The organism is Kouleothrix sp. 19917, assembly GCF_057073505.1.
Map to the genome: position 1 here is coordinate 7,734,722 of NZ_CP097099.1, position 19,775 is coordinate 7,754,496.

The window sequence follows — 19,775 nt, forward strand, 5'->3', positions numbered from 1 at the left end:
GGGTTCAGTCGCCCGCGACCGGATTGTGAACGAATGTGCGGGTAAATATCCTATGTCAAAATAGCACATTTGTACGTGACAAAGTGATGACATGCAAGATCTTTGGCAGAATGCTATAGTTCATCGCAGGAACGAGCAGCACATAAGCGGAGGATAGAGCGTTGGTTCGGTGACTACGCGCTCCATCACTCAGTGGCTGACTCTGTCGTGTCCTGTGCGTAACCATGACGAGGATGTGATTGTCACGAGGCATCCTGAACACAATACTGCAGATGGCGAGAGGTGCCAGATCGAGCAGGCGCTTGCATAGGTGGTCGGTCTGCATTCTCAGATAGTGCCCTGGCATCCATAGTGAGGGTGGGTTAGAATAAGCTGTAACCTTTATCCTTGGCTATGTCCAACCTCAAGGAAATCTGCGAACAGATGGAGCCCGAACAAATGCAACAGCCAGAGCTAGAGCTATGAGCAGCGGTGGTGTCTCAAGTCCTATCTCCACTGGGGGAGGCGGAACCTTCTTCGAGCAGCACGTGAACGCCCACTGGCTCGCTCTGCTGCTCGTGGGAGGTATCCCGCCGATTCTCCACGACTGCAGCGTAGTGGAAGTCCACCTGCAAACCGAGCATCTCGGCTGGCACACGGACGACTTTTTGATCGTCGGCCGAAATGGCGCGGGCGGTCGCCGTAAGCTCGTCGGACAGGTGAAGCGGACGTTCACAGTGAGCGCGACCGATGAGGAGTGCAAGAAGACGATTAGTGACTACTGGGCTGACTTCAAAAGTCCTCAGCAGTTTGCCTCTGATGTTGACCGCTTCGCCCTTGTTATCTTACGTGGGACAAACGTCTTACTTGAACACTTCTCGGGGCTGCTTGATTGCGCTCGCTTCGCCCATGATGATGCTGAGTTTGAGCGTCGGCTTGCCAAACGTGGGTTGATCAGCACGCAGGCAGTTCGCTACTGCGCCGAGCTACAGACTATTGTGAATGATGTTGAAGGCCAAGTTGTCTCACGCGCAAGTCTCTGGCCCTTCTTACGTGTGTTGCATGTGCTCAGCCTGGATCTTAACAGTTCAACGCGGCAGACAGAGGGGGTGATTAGGAGTCTGCTTGCACATACTGCTCGTGAGCAGGATGCACTTGGCGCCGCAGAGGCAACGTGGAACGCACTTCTCCGTGAAGTCGGCGAAGGCATGCCCGGGGCACGCTCATTCCGGTACGAAGATTTACCGGAGGTACTGCGCCACCATCACTCCGCCCTCGAGGGGGCCGAGCAGCGCATCATGCGAGCACTGCAAGATCACTCAACGCTCATCCTTGACGGCATTCGATCCACGATCGGTGATAATCTACATCTTGAGCGGAACCAGCTTGTGCTACAGGCGATGGAGCACCTTGAGGCGAGCCAGGTTGTTCTTATTACGGGTACCTCAGGCAGTGGAAAGTCGTCCATCGCAAAGGAGGTCATTACCCTCCTGGCTGAAGATCATTTTGCATTTAGCTTCCGGGCTGAAGAATTTGCGCAAGCTCACCTCGACCAAACGCTCTGGCAAGTCCAGATCCCTGCGAGCGCGGTCACGGTAGGTGCATTGCCTCGCTGGGCAGAGCCGAAAGGTACTGCTCGTTGAGAGCGTGGAGCGGCTGCTCGAAGCTTCTACCCGCGAGGCCTTCACTGACTTGCTGTCATTGGTGGGGCGCGATCCTAGCTGGCGTCTCGTTCTAACCTGTCGTGAATACTCGGCAGACCTCGTCCGAGCGAGCTTCCTGCAAGCGGCACGTATCCAGCATGCTGTCATGTCAGTTCCGCCATTGAGTGATGATGAGTTATCAGCGGTGGAAATCGCTTACCCATTGCTCGCTCGCCCACTTGCCCATCCAACGCTCCGTCGTCTGCTGCGTATCCCCTATATTCTTGACAAGGCCATCCAGATCAATTGGGCAGAGGAGCGCTCTCTTCCGGAGAGTGCACGGGACTTAAGGGAGCTCTTCTGGCGTGACATCGTACGCGTGGCTCATCGCGTGGCTGGTGGCATGCCTCAACGTCGTGAGCATGGACTCACCGAGATTGCGCTTCGACGAGCTCGTGCGCTCAGCTTATATATTGCATGTAACGATCTCGATGCAGAGGTAGTTGCGAGCCTTCGGCACGACTCGCTTATTGCGGCGTCGCCCGGAAGTAATGCCCTGGTAGCGCCCGCCCATGATGTTCTTGAGGACTGGGCGATCCTACGCTGGGTAGATGATCAATACCAATTATACGAAGGTGCAATTCAACCATTCTCCACAGCACTCGGGACGTATCCAGCCATACGTCGAACCTATCGCGCCTGGGTAACTGAGCTTGTAGCACGTGATTCTGAGATGGCGGGACGCCTATTTCGAGATGTCATTCAGGCAGATGAGCTACCCGCTCACTTCCGCGACGACACGCTTGTCTCTCTTCTGCGCTCGCCATCCTCGCCGATGTTTCTTGAGCGCCATAGCGCTGCGCTTCTGGCACAGGATAAGCAGTTGCTCCATCGCGTTATTCACCTCCTACGTGTCGCCTGTGTGACCCTCCCTGATTGGGTAGCGAACATAGCTACCTCTGGCTCTCAGTTTAACGTGCCAGATGGCCCGGCGTGGGCTTCTCTTTTGGGTCTGATAGCGAGACAGCTTCACCTCTTCGTTGACAGAGAGCGCCTCCTACTTCTGGGTCTAATCGAGGACTGGGTACGAGGCGTCTCCTGGCAGACACCCTATCCGCCAGGCGCTGACTCTGTTGCGGCAATCGCATATTGGCTTCTTGCAGGCTTTACTGACTATCAGTCGGATGGTCTGCGGAATCGGACTCTCAAGGTCATCGCTAAAATCCCAAACGCTGATCGTGAGCGCTTCACAGCTCTATTTCAGGAAGGCCCTAATACCAACAGGCGCAACCGTGTACCGAGAGAGCTGCGGCAGATCATCTTCGATGGATTGGAAGGAATGCCGGTTGCGCGCGACATGCCAGAGCTTCTTATAACACTTGCGAAAGAGTACTTGCTCTGCTCAGAGGATGATCTTCGACGTGAGCGCGGCTTTGGTGGCAGCGTACTGGAGCGCGAGGAGCGCTTTGGCATGCGGCACGGCACCAACCACGACTTCTTTCCTCCCAGCGCATATCATGGCCCGTTTCTTCCACTGCTTCGCGATCACCTGCGCGAAGGGATTACACTCATCATTGACATAGTTAATCACAGCGCTGATTGGTATGCTCACCCACGAGTAGACCTTGGATCCATTGCTCCACCCTACGAGATCAGCCTGAGCTTCGCAGATGGAACGTCACGAAGGCAGTGGTGCAACGAGCGCCTGTGGTGTCTCTATCGTGGGACGTCTGTCGGCCCGCATGCGCTGCAGTCAATCCTGATGGCCCTGGAGCTGTGGCTGCTAAACTATGCGGAGGAGCAGCCTCGTGAGATAGACGCCCTTTGCCTGGACATTCTAAAGCGAAGTGACTCTGCGGCGCTTACAGCGGTTGTTACGAGCGTGGCAACCGCCTTCCCGCATGTATGCGGTGAGACTCTCTTAGTTTTGCTCCAATCTCCCGTGTGCATGCAGCTTGATCGATATCGGCTTGCTCATGAGTCCTCCGCCGGGCGGAGTCTCATACCCTTGCCGATCAGACACCGGCTTTACGAGGAGGAGCGGACGGCGTCACATGCACGGTCGCATCGGCGGAAGGATTTTGAAACAGCCATATTAACACTTCAGTTAGGGCCCCATGCGCCGCGAGTACACGCTATTCTCGATCAGCATCATGCGGCACTGCCTCCTGTAGAGGAGCAGACGGAAGCCCAGCGCATCTGGCGACTTGCCCTGGCTCGTATGGATCTGCGAAAGTACCGTGTTGCTGAAAATATACCTGAGGTCGCTGATCCTGGCTCAACAGATGACCCCCAGGAAGTCCCTCCGAACAGCAGACAGAGCTATGTGAGTCTTGAGCCCACCACGCCCGATCCTGACATACAGGAGATGATGGAGCGAAGCGCTGCTCATATGCGATCGTTGGAAACGGGACTCGGCCTGATGATGTGGGCGCATAAAGCCTTCGATAGAGATGCGGCTGCCGATCCTAGCCAATGGCGGCAACGGCTTACGCAGGCCCGCGAGCTCACAGAAACTACTTCGAGTACCGAGGAGAATAATCTAGGACGCGATGGTCCAGGGTTTGTCGCTGCCGTCTGCGTACGCGACCACTGGGAGGAGATGTCAGCCGAGGAGCAAGACTGGTGCATCCGTACTACCTGCTCGGAGGTAGAGCGAGATGCTGATCGCTGGAATCAAAATGCGCGTATCCAGCGGAACGGGATGTCCGCTGATCGGGCCTGTGCGTGGGTGCTGCCAATATTACTTGGAAAAAGCCTCGTTGATGGGCAGCGTGCTCACGTTCATCAGAGATTTGTCATGGCCCTGACCCATGCAATTACCGAGGTTCGCGGGTACACAGCACAGAGTGTTGGCAGGCACCTATGGTCATCCAATCGAGAGTTGACCCTTCGCTGCATCAATGCGCTGGCGGCAGAAGCGACACTGGCAACCTCTTTGATGGAGGAGGAAGATAGACGACCCTATGAAACTCGTCGGCAGCCCGATCTGGTTGAGGCAGAGGCGGCTCTCGCTGTGCGTCAGCAGCTCTCTATTGGTGCTATCGCAGCAGATGCTTACCAGGCCATGGATCCAACGACATGGTTTGGGATGGATGCAAATCAATTATGCCTTGCCATCCTGAGTCAGGCACCATCTGAAGAGCTCTCAATTATGGCATTCGAGCGGCTTGGGCAAACATTCGTAGAATGGTGGGATAGAGACGAAGATCGACATCAAAGGGATTACGAGCAAGAAGCAACGTTAGCTCAGCTTCTTGAATACTTCCTGTTACGCACATCCACTGCTGCAGCTACAAGAATTCTCCAGCCTATTCTCGAAGCTGTTGAACGCCATCCGAAAGAGGTGAAATCCATTTTGGAGGGACTTATCGTCGCTGAAGCTCATGAGCACAATACCTCGCACTTCTGGGCACTTTGGGATCTGTTCGCAGTGCAGATACAACGAGCTAGCTGGCTCAGGACGATTGATAGCGAGCACGCAACAGGAGGCGAGATGATATCAATCATCTTCCTCGGAATAAGCTGGAGGGAGGGTGTCCGCCACTGGCAAAGCCTGGAAGGATATGCTGAGCGCCTTCACACCTTGTTTGAGGCACTGCCACCTTCATCCACCGTCTTGGAGGCGTACGTGCTGCTCCTCTACAGTATCGGCGAACAGTCACTCCCTCAAGCATTCAGTCATATCGCGAGGCGCATCACGCAGGGAGATGCTCGGCAGATGATGAAAAGTTCGAATACTGTCTTCCTGCTTGAGGTGCTGCTTCAGCGCTACGTCTATGGGCGACCACTGGAGCTGAAGAGCCAGCCAGAGCTACGGCGGGACGTTCTCTACCTGCTTGACGAGTTGGTGGAGCAAGGTTCGTCTGCGGCTTTCCGCATGCGTGACGATTTTGTGACGCCTGTTGTAAGAAGCTGAGAATTATTTCTAGTACGAAGGATAATCTCAGATGTCCCAGCTGCTCGCCCCAAGCTCCTCGACATACGCTCGTAGCACTCCTCGTAGCGTCTCAGCATGCGTCACCCAGAGATGATGATCGGCGCCTGCAATCATGTGGAATGAGGCATTGGGGAGCAGCTCGGCGACCTGCTCCATGGGCCAGCTTGGGCGAATATCCTGGTCGCCGTACACAAACAGCGCGGGCTGCTCCACCTGGCTGATCTCCTTCAGCAGCGACGGACGCTGAATATATGCTTTCCAGGAGCGGTTGACCTGGGCATTGACCTCCATATTGGGTGGATAGTCAAAGGGCGGGAGTATCTCCAGCCCCTGGTCGCGCCGCTCGCTGTAGATACGGTGCCACTCGCGGTCATTATGGATGCGCCCGCCGGACATGCAGACGAAGCCCAGCACGTGCTCAGGATAGGCCAGCGTATAGGCCAGCGCGAGATCGGCTCCGGCTGAGTGCCCAGCGACAATCCAGCGCTCGATGCCATAGTGCTGGCGTACCGCCTCCAGGTTAGTCAGACAGGTCGCAACGCTATAGGCTGGCAGCGGGTCAGAGCGACCGCAGCCGCTTGCCTCAAAGCGAATCACCTGCGCCATGTCATCCAGCATTGCCCCTACCGGTGCCAGGTAATCGCAGCAGCCTGGCCCACCGCTGCAAAGCACAAGCGGTATGCCATTGCCTTGCGTAACTGTCCAAAGCCGGGCACCCTCGCTACCCACAAACTGCTCGCTCAAGCTGTCCTCCACTGTGTATTCCAGGTCGTATAGAACGGGTACAATCGCGCTTGCGATCGACTGCACGCCTGAGGCGCAGGTCTGCATACCTAATCCATACCCTCCTCCTGCCGCCAGCAGGATGTGCATAGTGTACTGCTTTGTTGAGCAGTCCAAGGAGGAATACGATGTCCACCGCTTCCCGACGCTCGCGCCAGCCCGTGCCTGATACTCCGGTAAAGCTCCCGACACCACCGCGTGTGCTGCATCAGACTGAGCATGTTGCTGTCGGGATTGTGCAGCATCCCCGAACCGCGCTGTGGGTCGCCTGGCTCTGGAAAGACCCCTATTTCTGGTACCTGATGGGCTATGAGCAGCAGGAAGAGGCCATCGCATGCGCCCACGCCTGCTTCGGGGTGTTTGCACAATCAGCGCTGCAGCGAGCTGAAGGAATCAGCGCTGCTATCAACGAGATTGTGTGGCAGCGGGATCATGACCTTTTCCCGCCACCGCACGAGGCACGCGTCGAGATTATGGAGCTGCTGGGCCATCCACTATCTGAGCTACCTGCCCTTGTCTGGCCAAAAAAGGATCTGCGCTCTACCCAGGCTGTAGAGGAGGCGTTTGTCGATCTTATGGCGCATATCATTATCCGGATTGCGCAAGAGCAGCAAGCTGAGCAAGCGAAAATAGCTAAGCCTACTGAGCCTTCTTCTGCGGAGTAAGAACGGGATGCGAGCCGCAGCGTGATTAGCATGCATCCCGAGCTCATGACTTCCACAGTGCAGCGAGGAGCGCCCGTTCGCCCTGCGAGATAGGTAATGTCTCGACCGTTGCGCGTGGCTGAAAACCCGACTCTAGCTCATAGCCATCAATCTCGCGCATTCCTGCGTCGTAACGGTCGGCGATTGCTGTATAGACCAAGTGGAGAAAGTCGGGATAGGGATAGCGGTACTCCTTGGGCCTCGGTGTGAGGTGCTGGAAGTGGACCAGGCCAATCAGGTGGGCATCTCGAATGCTCCAGCCGGTCTCCTCCAGCACCTCGCGCTGCAGCGTCTGCATAATTGTCTCGCCCGGCTCACGCCGTCCACCTGGCAGGATATGCACACTGATGGGGTCGCGTACCACCAGAAGCTGGTCGTCCTTTCGCACCAGCGCACGCACCGAGCTGACCAGGTCGAGCGGCGGCAGCGTGGCTGTGAGATACGTGCGCACTCGAAAACGCAGCGGTGGCCAATCCGCCTGCTCATCAGCCTGGAGCACAAGTGGAGCAACAATCTGGCTCACATCGGTCATACGTGGAATGTTCCTTCAGGCGAGACTTCTCCCAAGAGGCTAATTGCACAAAAAACCAGTTGCGCCTTGGCACCGAGCTGAAACACGCTTTATGCCTCATCGCGTGCCTGGATCTCCTGGAAGACCTGCTCCAGGTAGTGGCGAAAGCTAGGATAGCGAATCTCGCCTGGTACCCAGTGCGCGAAAAACCAGGTCTGCCAGGCGTCTCCATCTGCCTGCGGCGGAATCAGCAGCACCAGCTCCGCAGCGTCACGCTCGCTCACCTGGATACAGGTATCCATAACAGTAGGCATGTCATCGCCGGGGTACGTTTTCAGAATAGCAAGCATCTCCGCATCTACGACGTTGCGCAGGTAAGCGATCTGCTCGACCGGGAGCAGTGCTGGTACGGTGCTCGAAAGCGCGCGAAAGCCATTCGATGTGATAGTCTGCTGGCAATGGACGCCAAGGCGCTGCTCCGTAGCTGCTATGGCCTGCTCGCTGGAGGGTGCCTGTCCTAGCCAACGGCTCTTCCGTGCGACACTGCTGGTGCTCTCCGGGTTGTTCAGGATCGCCTGCGTGCTCAACGCCTTGAGCAGACGTTCCCACGACCAGGCTCCATAGACCAGCGTGCGTCCCTGTCGCATGCGTGCCGCAACCGCAGCCTGGAGATCACGCAGATAGATCTGGCATGTTTCCGGTGTCACTCCAAGCGGCTCGGCCAGGATACCCTGAAGCAGCAACGGTGCGAGGTGGCGATTAGAAGCCATCGTGGGAAAGAGATACTGATGCTGTGCATACTGCTCGGCCCAGCGCTGTGCGTAACCTATCGCCTGTGCAGTCAATCCGTTGCGTGCTGCCAGCTCAGCGGCCAGGCAGGTCGCACTCGCAAATAAATAGTCTGGCTGATTGTGGTCATCAAACTGAACGATGTATTTCTCCAGACCTAGCAGCGCTTCACGCTCAGCATCAGGCGTAGGCATCCTACCGAGTTTGCCTGGACAGGCTAAGCGGCGGCTTCGACGAAAGAGATCGAGTCCGGTGAGATCCTGCCACGAGCCCGGCTTGAGCGGGATACCCCAGCGGTCATCTGCCATATACCAGCGATGCGCAACCTCAATCGATGCGATTGACTGCGGCGCAAATGGGACGCCTGCAGGACGGTGCCCCGCGGCAGCCCAGAGCACCTCCATCGCCTGATCCGGCAGCCAGGTGTGTCGTCCATGCGGCCAGCCAGAGCCCCAGAGCGTTGTGAAAAGCTGGTTGGCCTGGTCGAGATAGCCTGCGGTCGCCAGGTAGAGCGCGGCATCGGTCACAGTGCCGTACATCCGGTCGTTGTCGCCGGATTGGATCGTCTTGAGCGCATGCACGCCAAGGATGTGTGCAACACGGGTTTTGGCCATGAGAGCGCTCGCAATGTTAGTCTGAAAGGCTGCTGCCCAGATCAACCAGCACTTTCCCCGCCGTATGGCCCGTCTCGACCGCCTCGTGGGCGGCGGCAACCTCGTCTAGGCGGAAGCGTTGCACCGCGACGGGATGCAGGAGCCCAGCTTCGAGCGCGGTGGTGATATCCTTGATGGCCTCCTGGTGGGCTGCCTCGCCCATGACATAGACCAGCACGAAGCGCACCGTGATGTCTTTGCCTAAGAACTGACCAAAGGGAATGCTCGGCGTTGGATCAGCGTCAGAAGAGTAAGTCGCTATCACACCGTTGGTCTTGAGCACCTGGAGGCTGATAGGCAGGTTGGCGCCGAAGGCCACCTCGACGATGCGGTCGACGCCTGCACTGCCGGTGATCTCCTGCACCTTTGCGACCACGTCCTCCTCGCGATAATTGATGACATGCTCAGCCCCGATGGCGCGCGCCTGCTCGGCTTTCTCGGCTGAGCTGACGGTGGCAATGACTGTCGCCCCACCCCACTTCGCAAGCTGCACCGCATACTGGCCCACGCCGCCTACCGCGCCAGTCACGAGCACCGTCTTGCCCGTAAGTGGGCCATCGGCAAACAGGCAGCGATGCGCGGTCATGGCGGGAACGCCCAGGCAGGCTCCGTCAATGAAGCTTACACCATCTGGCAGACGTACGGCGTTGCTGCTTGGCACGACCACGTACTCTGCGCCCGTCCCGAAGGCTCGCCCGCGCTGCGCCTCGTAGATCCAGACCCGCTCGTCCACGCGTGACGCTGGCACAGCTGCGCCCACGGCATCGATCACGCCGGAGCCATCCTGGTGAGGGATAACACGTGGGTATGGCATGCTCGGCTGCCTGCCCCAGCCGGTCCGCCCTTTGGTGTCAGAGGGGTTGATACCGGAGACGGCAACCTTTATCCGTACCTCGCCAGCGCCAGGCTGCGGGATAGGAATCTCGCCGACCTGGAGTACCTCGCGCGCAGGCCCGTTGCGCTCGTACCAGGCCGCGCGCATCTGCTGAGGACTTGATGTAGCCATGACTTTTCTCCTCTCAATGATTTGCCTGGATGCTACCACTAGGTTGCAATGCTGTCACGAGGGCAGTGAGACCTACGCCCTTGCCTAAATACAGAGAGCGCTGCATTGATAACAAAAGCACTCTTTTCGCATTTTGTAATGCTGTTTTGTATCAAAAACCACAAATGCGCTCACATTACAATTCGTTGTCACTTCAAACGCCTTCTTGGAGCGGTGGAACAGATCTTGATACATAAAAACCCCTCTTATTTCACTTTCATACAATTTTGTGTCTCCAAAGGAATGATAGGATAGTTTCCGCCTAAGATATGTACCCCACAATTTCTCTGGAACGAGAAAGGTCATCCTCGATGGGACGCTATTCGCCGCTCGATACCGCTATCCGCCTCTTTCTCGTTCTGGTTATTCTTTGCTCCAACGGTGCCGCACTATCGGCACCGTTGGTTTTTGCCTCAAATCAGACATCATCCCTAGCTGCACGCACTGCTGCACCGCCTCACTTGATATATGCTGATCCCGAAAATCTTCCTACAGGTGCTGGTGCAAGTGCTGCCATTCCGCAAACTATGCGCGATCAGGTATCACTTCCAGGGTATACCAACATTGTCGCTATCGCGAATAACTACACCCAGCTATGGTTGGGAGATACCTATGGATGGCAGCCAATTACTCCACCAAAAAGCGGCTGGAAGTGGCTCAATATTGTCGCTAGTCCTCTCAACCCTGAACATTGGATGCTTTATGGCCTTCCTATTACGGATACCAATAACCTCCAGGTAGCTGATAATCACATTGTGGGACGTGGAAGCACCTTCTCGCCCTTCTGGCGAACGATGAATGGTGGCCGAACTTGGCAAGAAGTTATCTTACCTATTCCTACAGATGGTACACGCAACGGACAAAACTTTGTTGCGCACACAACAGATATAAGTGCATCGGGACAAGAATGGTTTGACGTCGCCTGGAGCCGTGCAGATGCTGATACTGTTTCCATCTTTGGGATGGTCAATAGCGGTGATTTTAGTGATGTTCTTCCTGTTGTCTGGCGAGGATCGAGTACCACCCTGTCAGCTATTGAGATCCCGCTTCAGCGTAAGGAAGATGGGAATTGGATAACTATTAGCCTTGGCGGTAGGGGAACTGGGAGTATTGCTGCTGGAAACAATGGTGACACGGTCGTGCGTGTATCGTATAGCGGCGCCTATACTGTTTACGGGTATATTCCGCCAGCATCAACGACGTTTATGCGCACTGGACGTATTGAGTCGCTGGACTTCACGCCACTTATTCTCTGGCCCGGAAATAATCTAGGGCTCCTGGGCTATAACCTTAGTACCCGTGAGCTCGTCAGAAACAATGATTACACTGCTAGTGTATGGGCAGATAGTCGAACCAATATTGGTGATGATACGCCCGATGATTGGTCATGGAATCACAAGCTGTTTGCCGTAACCCGTGATGCTGTATTTATTGGCAGTCACAATCTTAACGACAATCACGGTGTAGCTGCTATTCGCAATCTCGATAGCTTTCCTTCGACATCGATAGAGCTGGATCCACAGCCGGGCCTGCCCTATGCGCATGATTCCTTCAACTATATTCGCGCTGACCGTCAGCAGCAGGTCGCGGTGGCGGCCTTGTCTTCCCCAGGAGCGCTTTATCTCAGAGAAAATGGCGGCTGGCTCTCGCAATGGAGACGCCTTAGCCGACCACGTCTCTCGCCAACCAGCGATGAGCTCGATATCAATGCCTTCGAGATTGTTCGTGTACCAGGAGCTGTTTCCTCTGAGGTAGCGCGTAATCCAGGCAAGCAACTTGGCTGCGTCTGCGAGTTTGTCCATGATCCAGTCAGTGTACGTAGCGGCAACTACTGGACTCAGGCGCTCGATCTTCGTGTTGAAGGCACGGGACCAGATATAAGCTGGGCACGCACCTATTCAGCTCAGGCTGTACCCGAGCAAGCTCAGAGCGCTATTAGTCCAGGCTGGCGACATTCCTTCGGGATGCAGCTGAGTACACCCGATGATAAAGGGCGTATACGTATCCTGAGCGATCAGGGCAATAACCTTATCTTTTTATCTACCTATGATCCCACAACTTTCCGTCCGTCGGTAGGAGTGCATGGGCTCCTTACGCACGACGTAAGCAGTGGCAGCTATACCTATACCGCTCCTGACAACACTCGCTGGATCTTCAACTCGACAGGAAAGCTTACTCAAACTATCGACCAGCTCAACCGTGGAGTGAGTCTTGTCTATAGCGGGGGGGATTTGGTACGCATTGAGGATGAGACAAATGCAAACCGCAAGCTCACCCTGACCTATCAGAGTGGGGATATTCGTACTATTAGTAGCGGCAGTCGCACCGTTACCTATACCTATGACCTGGCCCACACAAAGCTGGAGCAGGTCACGGATGTCATGCAGCGCTCAACGGACTATATTTACGGAGATGTTGCGACTATCTCCGGGACACTTGGACTCCTAGAGGAAATCAAGGACACAACCGGACATACGACCGAGAGTATTGAGTACGACTCAAATATCCGTGTGACTCATCAAGACCTACCAGATGGCACCTCGCGTACTTTTAGCTATAGCGCAACCCAAACAACCATTACGACTAGCAGTGAATCAACACAGCTTGATGTTGATATCTACAGCTTCGATCCTGTAACGAAGGGTCTGACAGGCGTGTCCCATAATGGTGCCAGCGTTTATGCAGTTGCGCTTGATGGCAGCTACAGTCCGGCAGTCGTAAGCAACGGAAATGGTGGGCTTACCCAAACTATTTTTGATAATGATGGCCGTCCGATTTCCAGCATCAATGCGAATAGTGGCGACACATATATCACGTATGACAGCGCGGGTAAAGGTCGTGTTACGGATGTCGTTGATCCTTCAGGCGCAAGCAGCCATATTGTGTACAAAGATTGGGGTGGTATAGAAAGTCAGACCGTCGGTATCAAGGCGGGATGGTCTGATGGTGAGACCACAACCTTCGAGTATGCCGAGGTCAATGGTGCTCATCTCTTGACCAAGCGCACCGACCCGAACGATGTCATAACAAGCTATGAATACTATACCGGCACGACTGAGCTTGCACGCCGCAATCTGTTGCGCTGGGTTAAGGTTGGTACCGGCCCAAGTGCAGTGGTTACAACATACGACTATGATGCGCTTGGGCGACGTACCAGTACTACCATCGCCCCTGGTACTTTGCTTGAGCGCACTGACAAGACCGAGTACAACGCCGACAACACCATTGCTCGAAGCATCCTGAACTACAAGGATGGCGTCTTCGCTCCCGAGCATCCAGATGAGGATGTCATTACGACCTACTACTACGATACGCTAGGTCGATTGGTCGGCGAGAAAGACACCTATGGAGTCGTCAATACAACACGCTATGACGAGCAAGGTCGAGTTGCCTGGACACAGCGTAATGTTGTGACAGACCCTTTTGTCGATCCATTCCCGCGTGATGACTATCTACAGCCAGAGATTCAATCCTTCAACAAGGCATTCCCCTATCAGAATATATATACCACGTACACCTATGATGGACGGGGTAATGTCACGGATATTCAGGAGTACGGCATCCTGAAAGGAACATTCGACACGACATCACGACAGTTCCACTCGCCTGGGAGTCGCGTCACACATATTGAATACGATATTCTCAACCGGCCAACTATTGTCACCCGAAATTACAACCCGAGCGAGCCAGTTGACACATTACCTGATGTCAATGTACGCACGATTACCTACTACGATGGCAATGGTAACCCGACCTGGCAGCGCGATGAGCTTGGGCGCTGGACTCGTACCCAATACGATAACCTCGATCGTCCAGAGCTCATTATTAGAGACTATGTTGATGGTGACCCTGAGACGAAGACGGAGTATGGCGAAGATGACTTTACAACTAATATGTTCTATGACCAGCTTGGCCGTCTGAGCTATCGCGTTGAAAACTATGTTGACTTAGGATTTGACCCAACAAAGCCCACAGAAGACCGCATCGAAATCTTCCAATATGACACATTAGGCCGCATTACGCAGCGAAAAGCCAATTCCTATAATAGCGGAACATACACAGGTACAGATGTTAATCTTACATGGAGATATATTTACAATGCGAAAGGGCAGCTTATTGCTGAGCAGAGTGAGCGTGGTGTTTGGAACGGCTACACGTATGATGCGCTAGGTAGAGTAGAAACAACTACCGAGAACTGCGATGGTATCTATACAAGTAGTGTTTTTGAGGGCTGTGATGATGCAGCCGGGGCAGGTTTATTCCCAAGAAGGAATATTCGTAGTCATACTACGTATGACAAGCGTGGTCGGGTTTCGGAAACGATTGCGGGCTATGAAGACGGCATGTTCGATCCGGATCTTCCCGATCGCGACGTTGCGACGCTTTTCACCTATGACGCGCTAGATCATATTGTAGGTACCACATACAACTACCAGCCAGGTGCTCCTGCGGATGAATCTACGAATGTCGCTGAAGAGCGGCAGTACGATGCGCTGGGTCGTATCACCGCCAGCATCGATCCATTAGGCAAGCTTACTCAGTACGAATATAACCGGCTTGGGTTACTGCGCGCACAGACAGACCCGCTTGGGCGGGAGACGAGCTTCGGGTATCAGGCTGACGGAACTTTGCGCTGGACAGTGACGCCCGATGGGCGCTTCCAGGTTCACTTTCTCGATGGTCTGGGACGCACCAATATCACGGTGGTGAACTACGAGGATGGCATCACCACTGCATTGGTTCCCGACACCGACCTCCGAGCAGAAACGGTCTACGACACTGGTGGACGTATCACGGATGAGATTGATGCAGCCGGACGAAAAACGAGCTTTGGCTATGATCGGCGCGGCTTGTTGACAAGCGTCACCGAGAATGCCCAGAGTGGTACATGCCTGAATAGCCCCTGCAATGTGGTCACGCACTACGAGTATGACCGCATGGGCAACCGTACAAAGATTACGGACGCAAATGGCAATATACGTACGGCTCTCTTTGATGCCGCAGACCGCCCATATGAGACATCTGATGGCGCAGGCCATACTACGACCCGCACCTACACGTATCAGAACAATGAATTACATCTGCGTCAAGAAGATGAGCGTGGCCCGGACTATGCCCTGACCTATCAATTCAACCCAACTGGCGATCTGGAAAGCATTGCGTCTCCAAGCCTAGCGCACATTACTAGCCTTAGCGACTCAGCGGTGTACAACCAATACGATGTGCTGGGGCGAAGAACGCGGGTTGAAGACGGCATAGGCTGGCGTGTTGATACGCTCGATCCGCTGGGGCGGGTGCGCCAGAGCGAGCGCCATACCTACGATGAAGAAGAAGCAGACTATGTACTGAAATATGAGTACAACGCGCGTGGGGATCGTACAAAGCTCACCTATCCAGAAGATAGCACAGTCCTTACTTATGAGCACTATGATGATGGACAGCTTGAAAACGTCAAACAGGATGGGCAGCCGCTTGTTCATTACACCTATGATGAGGCTGGGCGACTTTCGGCAATGGGACGGATGGAGCCGCTCGCAAACACTGGTCTGCTGACTACGACCTATGAGTATGACGATGCCGATCGACTGATCGCACAGCATACTGATACCCTCTCCGGGATATTAGGCGTAAGCATTCTCCGCGACCTGGCGGGATTACCGGCCAAGACGACCTGGCTTGAGATGGCTTCGTTGATGGCGGCAACGGCTACTCCGCGCTCGCTCTTGCCCTATACACCAACCGCGACGGCAACGCCCACAGCTACTGCGACCTCCACGCCTACTGCAACGTCTACTGCAACAAGTACAGCCACGGCGACCAGCACGCCAACGGCTACGGCAACTCCAACGGCAACCAGCACACCGACTAGCACGCCAACAGCATCGCATACCCTGACGCCAAGCAATACCTATACGCCCTCCAACACACCGACGCGCACCCATCCGCCCACCTATACGCCGGTGCCCTATGGACGCTTCCAGATCAACTTCCAGCCTCTAGCGGCTGCTGCGCCCTCTGGCTATACAACTGATGCCGGTCGAGTCTTTGGCGCGCGTGGGGATGGCACGTACTCGTATGGCTGGTCGGAGAGCGTGGAAAGCCTGACGGCTGACCGCAACGCGGTGAGTGACCAGCGCTACGACACCTTTGCGCCGTTTCCCTCGGCGGCTGGCTCGTACTGGCGCATTGATCTTGGCAATGGCGAGTATGACCTGACGCTGGCGGCGGGCGATCCGAGCGGCACCACCGACTACGAGCATGTGCTCGCGAACGGCGTCACGCTGGTGGACGGTGGAATCTCGGCTTCCCAGCCCTGGGTCATGGGCAAAGCACGCGTGACGGTCTCGAATGGCACGCTGTACCTGACCAAAGGCGCGAACGCAGTCAATACGAAGCTGCTGTTCCTGCATATCGTCAAGGCTGACACTGCCACTACGCCCACCAGCACGGTGCAGCCCACCATCACGCCCAATCCGGCCCAGAGCAGCACATCCACGCGCACGCCTGCGGCATCGCATACGCCCACCAGCACGGCGGTGCCCTTTGCCACACCCATGGCGATGTGGGTGAACTTCCTGCACTACACCAGCGTGCCGTATGTGCCGGGCTACTCCTTCGACATCGGCTCGCCCTATGGCATTCGCTCGCAGGGGCAGCACGCCTTTGGCTGGTCACGTGAACTGTCGCAGACGGGCAAAGACCGCAACCTGGTGGATGACCAGCGCTTCGACACCTTTGTGCGACCGAATGCGGGCGACGAGTGGACGGTGGATGTGCCTAACAACCGTTACTACAGCGTGTTCATCGTGTCGGGTGATCCGATTGTGCTGCAAGATGCCGAGGCCGACCTGCGCGTCAACGGAACGCCCGTGGTGGAAGGGCTGGCGAGCGAGGAGGCACCCTGGCTGAGCGGCGACGCCACGCTATACGTGAGCGACGGCAAGATTCACATCCAGGCAGGCGGCAATCACTACCTGCTGCCGATCAACTTCGCGCATATTCGCGAGGTAGCGAATACGCCCACTACGCCGCCAACGCCAACCTACTCGATGGCACTGACCCGCAGTCCGACGCCAACGTACACACCGAGCAATACACCAACCAACACCCGCACGCCCACGAATACGGCGACACCAACGCGCACGTACACACCCAGTACTACTCCTACGCCGACGGCAACGAACACACCAACGAGCACCTTCACACCCACGCCGACCAATACGCCGACAAACACCTTCACACCGACGCCGACGGCAACCTTCACGCCGAGCAACACGCCCAGCGTGACCAATACCCCCTCATCGACGAAGACGCCGCCGCCGCCGCTGCCAACCGTGAACACGACCGGCGTGAGTACGCACGTCGAGTACGCCAGCTATGATGGGTTGTACCGCCTGCGTGGGACGGTGCGCCATGCTGATAACCTGATTAGCTCACAGGCGATGTTCTATGACGCGGTAGGCAACCGCGTGGGCCTGGCGCTGGGTGATACCCCTGCGCAGGCGCTGAGCTTTGACGGGGCCAACCGGATTGATGACCCGCAGGTCAGCTATGACGGGGCAGGCAACCGGACGGGTGTCCAGGGTGACACAGCAACGTATGATGCCTTGAACCGGCTGACGAGCACGACCAGGGGCGGCGTGACCACCGACTATGCCTACGACGGTGACGGCAACCTGCTCTCCATTACACGAGGTGGCGTCACCACGGAGATTGTCCAGGACACCACGCTTGGCCTGCCGCAGATGCTCCAGAAGGGCAGCACCAGCTATCTCTACGGGGCTGGGGACGACCGCCTGGCGCTCTTGAACGGCACGAGCCGGATCTGGACGCTGGATGACTACCTCGGCTCGGTGCGTCACCTGATGGATGACGACGGTGATATTCTCGCAGCGTATGACTACGACGCCTGGGGCGTGGGCAAGACCGACGACGGGCTGGGCTTTACGGGCGAGCTCCAGGATAACGGCCTGATCTATCTGCGTGCGCGCTGGTACGACCCGCAATTCGGTACCTTCACGAGCAAGGATCCATTCGAGGGCTTCGAGCGGTCGCCGTATTCCATGCATCCGTATCAGTATGGCTACTCCCAGCCGACGAACCTGACCGATCCCAGCGGACGCTGTCCGAACTGGGCGCTCTGCCCACCGTCCCTTGATCCACGCAATTGGGATTATCAAGGCACCTGGGAGTACTTTCAGTCGCTTCATGGCGTTAAGCGAGGTGCAAATGCCATCGAAACCTTTGGCCAAATTTGGCTCAATATCACCGGACCTGGAAATCCTGTGAATATGTATCTCACGGTAGAGGAGACGCGTAAACGGAACGAGCAAATCTTAGAGTTCGCACGTCAAGCTCGTGCTGCGGGCTACGGGCCGGTCGATATTTATGCCATGCTTGCGTCCCAACAATGGTTTGAGTTCTGGCAGGGCGTGCGTCGACCAATCGATAATCTTGTAACGGGTTGGAACTGCGGCGACAGCTATGTTTTTGGAAGCGGAGTTATCGGGACAGGTAACTATCTGATTGCTGCGGCTGGATTCATCGAAAGCGCAGGAGCCTGGCTGAAAAGTCAGGGTGCCTTCTCAAGGGTTGCTCCCGCTGTACGGGAGGGGCCAATTATCGAGGAAGCTCCTCCAGGCAAGCTCAAACCTGCGGTGGAAAGTCTCCCGTGCAACAGCTTCGCCGCTAATACGCCTGTACAAACGCCTGATGGCGACACGCCCATCAGCGACATTAAGGAAGGCGATCTCGTCCTGGCGTATAACGAGGCATTAGGCACGACGGGGACGTACACCGTTACGGATGTCCTGATCCACAATGACCCGCTGATCGAAACGCTCACGCTCGACGGTGAGCAGATCGAGACCACGCCAGAGCATCCCTTCTACGTGCTGCTGCGCGGCTGGGTGGATGCGGGTAAGCTACGTCTCGGTGATAGCGTGCGCAAGGAGGACGGCAGCTACGGCACGGTAGACCAGAAGGCGATTGAACGCCGTACCCAGCCGATGTACAATCTCACCGTGGACACCGCCCACACCTTCTTCGTGGGACAAGAAGGCTGGTTGGTGCACAATGGCGATTGCATTCTTCGCAACCCTGGCGAGATTCGATATACCCAGGACAGCATTAGTGCTAGATTTAAAGACGGTGGAAGTGTGGATGATTTGATAGATGGTTTAAAAAGTGGCAGCATCTCAGCCGATGAGATACCAGCTATTCGCATATTTGAGAAGGAAGGTAAACTTTATACACTTGACAATCGAAGACTCTATGCTTTTCAACAGGCAGGCGTACCAGTACGTACTGTTCTCGCTTCGCCACGCGAAGTACTTGCAGAAGCTTGGAAGTTTACAACCAAGAACGATGGGGTTTCTATCATCGTCAGAGGAAGGAGATAGGAAATGGAGTTACACCAAGAGGTAGCAGGAATTACAACTCGTATGGAACTGATAGAATTAATAAATAAATTACGTGCAGATTTCATAGAGCACCCAGATACCTGGGAAAACCCCAATATTGATTCTTTTCTAGAAGCAATGTCTGCATGGTTACGGGATATTGATGGTTATTATAAAAATCGAGGAGAGACTTTCTCGGAAACGCCTAATTGGCGTACTATAGGAGAACTTCTCTTGGCAGCAAAGATTTATGAATAACCTCAGCTTGGCGCTGCTATATTGGTCATCGGTAGTATAGTCCTCTGGCTGACACACGCTGTCAGCCTT

The 19,775-nt window shown here is 55.6% G+C and carries 9 protein-coding genes; 5 read left to right on the forward strand and 4 right to left on the reverse strand.

From position 1 onward, the window contains the following. The first annotated feature begins 461 nt into the window (after nucleotides 1–461). Entirely contained in the window at nucleotides 462–1,622 is a 1,161-nt protein-coding gene (locus M1P90_RS31090; RefSeq protein WP_483699635.1) for an nSTAND3 domain-containing NTPase, read from the forward strand. Nucleotides 1,623–1,626: 4 nt separating this feature from the next. Then, entirely contained in the window at nucleotides 1,627–5,541 is a 3,915-nt protein-coding gene (locus tag M1P90_RS31095; RefSeq protein ID WP_483699636.1) for a hypothetical protein, read from the forward strand. Nucleotides 5,542–5,568: 27 nt separating this feature from the next. Here M1P90_RS31095 and M1P90_RS31100 read toward each other — a convergent pair whose 3' ends face one another. After that, complete coding sequence (locus M1P90_RS31100; RefSeq protein WP_483699637.1) at nucleotides 5,569–6,435, reverse strand: alpha/beta fold hydrolase; 867 nt, start codon at nucleotides 6,433–6,435, stop codon at nucleotides 5,569–5,571. A 38-nt stretch (nucleotides 6,436–6,473) separates the two neighbouring features. Between M1P90_RS31100 and M1P90_RS31105 the strand changes: the two genes are divergently transcribed. Beyond that, nucleotides 6,474–7,010 (forward strand): hypothetical protein, encoded by a 537-nt coding sequence (locus M1P90_RS31105; RefSeq protein WP_483699638.1) that lies wholly within the window; start codon nucleotides 6,474–6,476, stop codon nucleotides 7,008–7,010. Nucleotides 7,011–7,053: 43 nt separating this feature from the next. On the opposite strand, the gene M1P90_RS31110 is transcribed toward M1P90_RS31105, so the two are convergent. The 3 genes from M1P90_RS31110 to M1P90_RS31120 all read right to left on the reverse strand — a co-directional run bounded on the left by M1P90_RS31110 (nucleotide 7,054) and on the right by M1P90_RS31120 (nucleotide 10,008). Further along, nucleotides 7,054–7,581, reverse strand: a complete 528-nt coding sequence (locus tag M1P90_RS31110; RefSeq protein ID WP_483699640.1) for an NUDIX hydrolase — start codon at nucleotides 7,579–7,581, stop codon at nucleotides 7,054–7,056. An 89-nt stretch (nucleotides 7,582–7,670) separates the two neighbouring features. Then, complete coding sequence (locus tag M1P90_RS31115) at nucleotides 7,671–8,963, reverse strand: hypothetical protein (protein ID WP_483699641.1); 1,293 nt, start codon at nucleotides 8,961–8,963, stop codon at nucleotides 7,671–7,673. 16 nt (nucleotides 8,964–8,979) lie between these two features. Then, a complete protein-coding gene (locus tag M1P90_RS31120; RefSeq protein ID WP_483699642.1) occupies nucleotides 8,980–10,008 on the reverse strand; it encodes an NADPH:quinone reductase in 1,029 nt (342 codons plus the stop codon). Nucleotides 10,009–10,358: 350 nt separating this feature from the next. Between M1P90_RS31120 and M1P90_RS31125 the strand changes: the two genes are divergently transcribed. Together M1P90_RS31125 and M1P90_RS31130 are read left to right on the forward strand one after the other, a co-directional pair. Beyond that, a complete protein-coding gene (locus M1P90_RS31125; RefSeq protein WP_483699643.1) occupies nucleotides 10,359–19,448 on the forward strand; it encodes a polymorphic toxin-type HINT domain-containing protein in 9,090 nt (3,029 codons plus the stop codon). Nucleotides 19,449–19,451: 3 nt separating this feature from the next. Next, a complete protein-coding gene (locus tag M1P90_RS31130; protein WP_483699644.1) occupies nucleotides 19,452–19,706 on the forward strand; it encodes a DUF7660 family protein in 255 nt (84 codons plus the stop codon). Nucleotides 19,707–19,775: the final 69 nt, after the last annotated feature.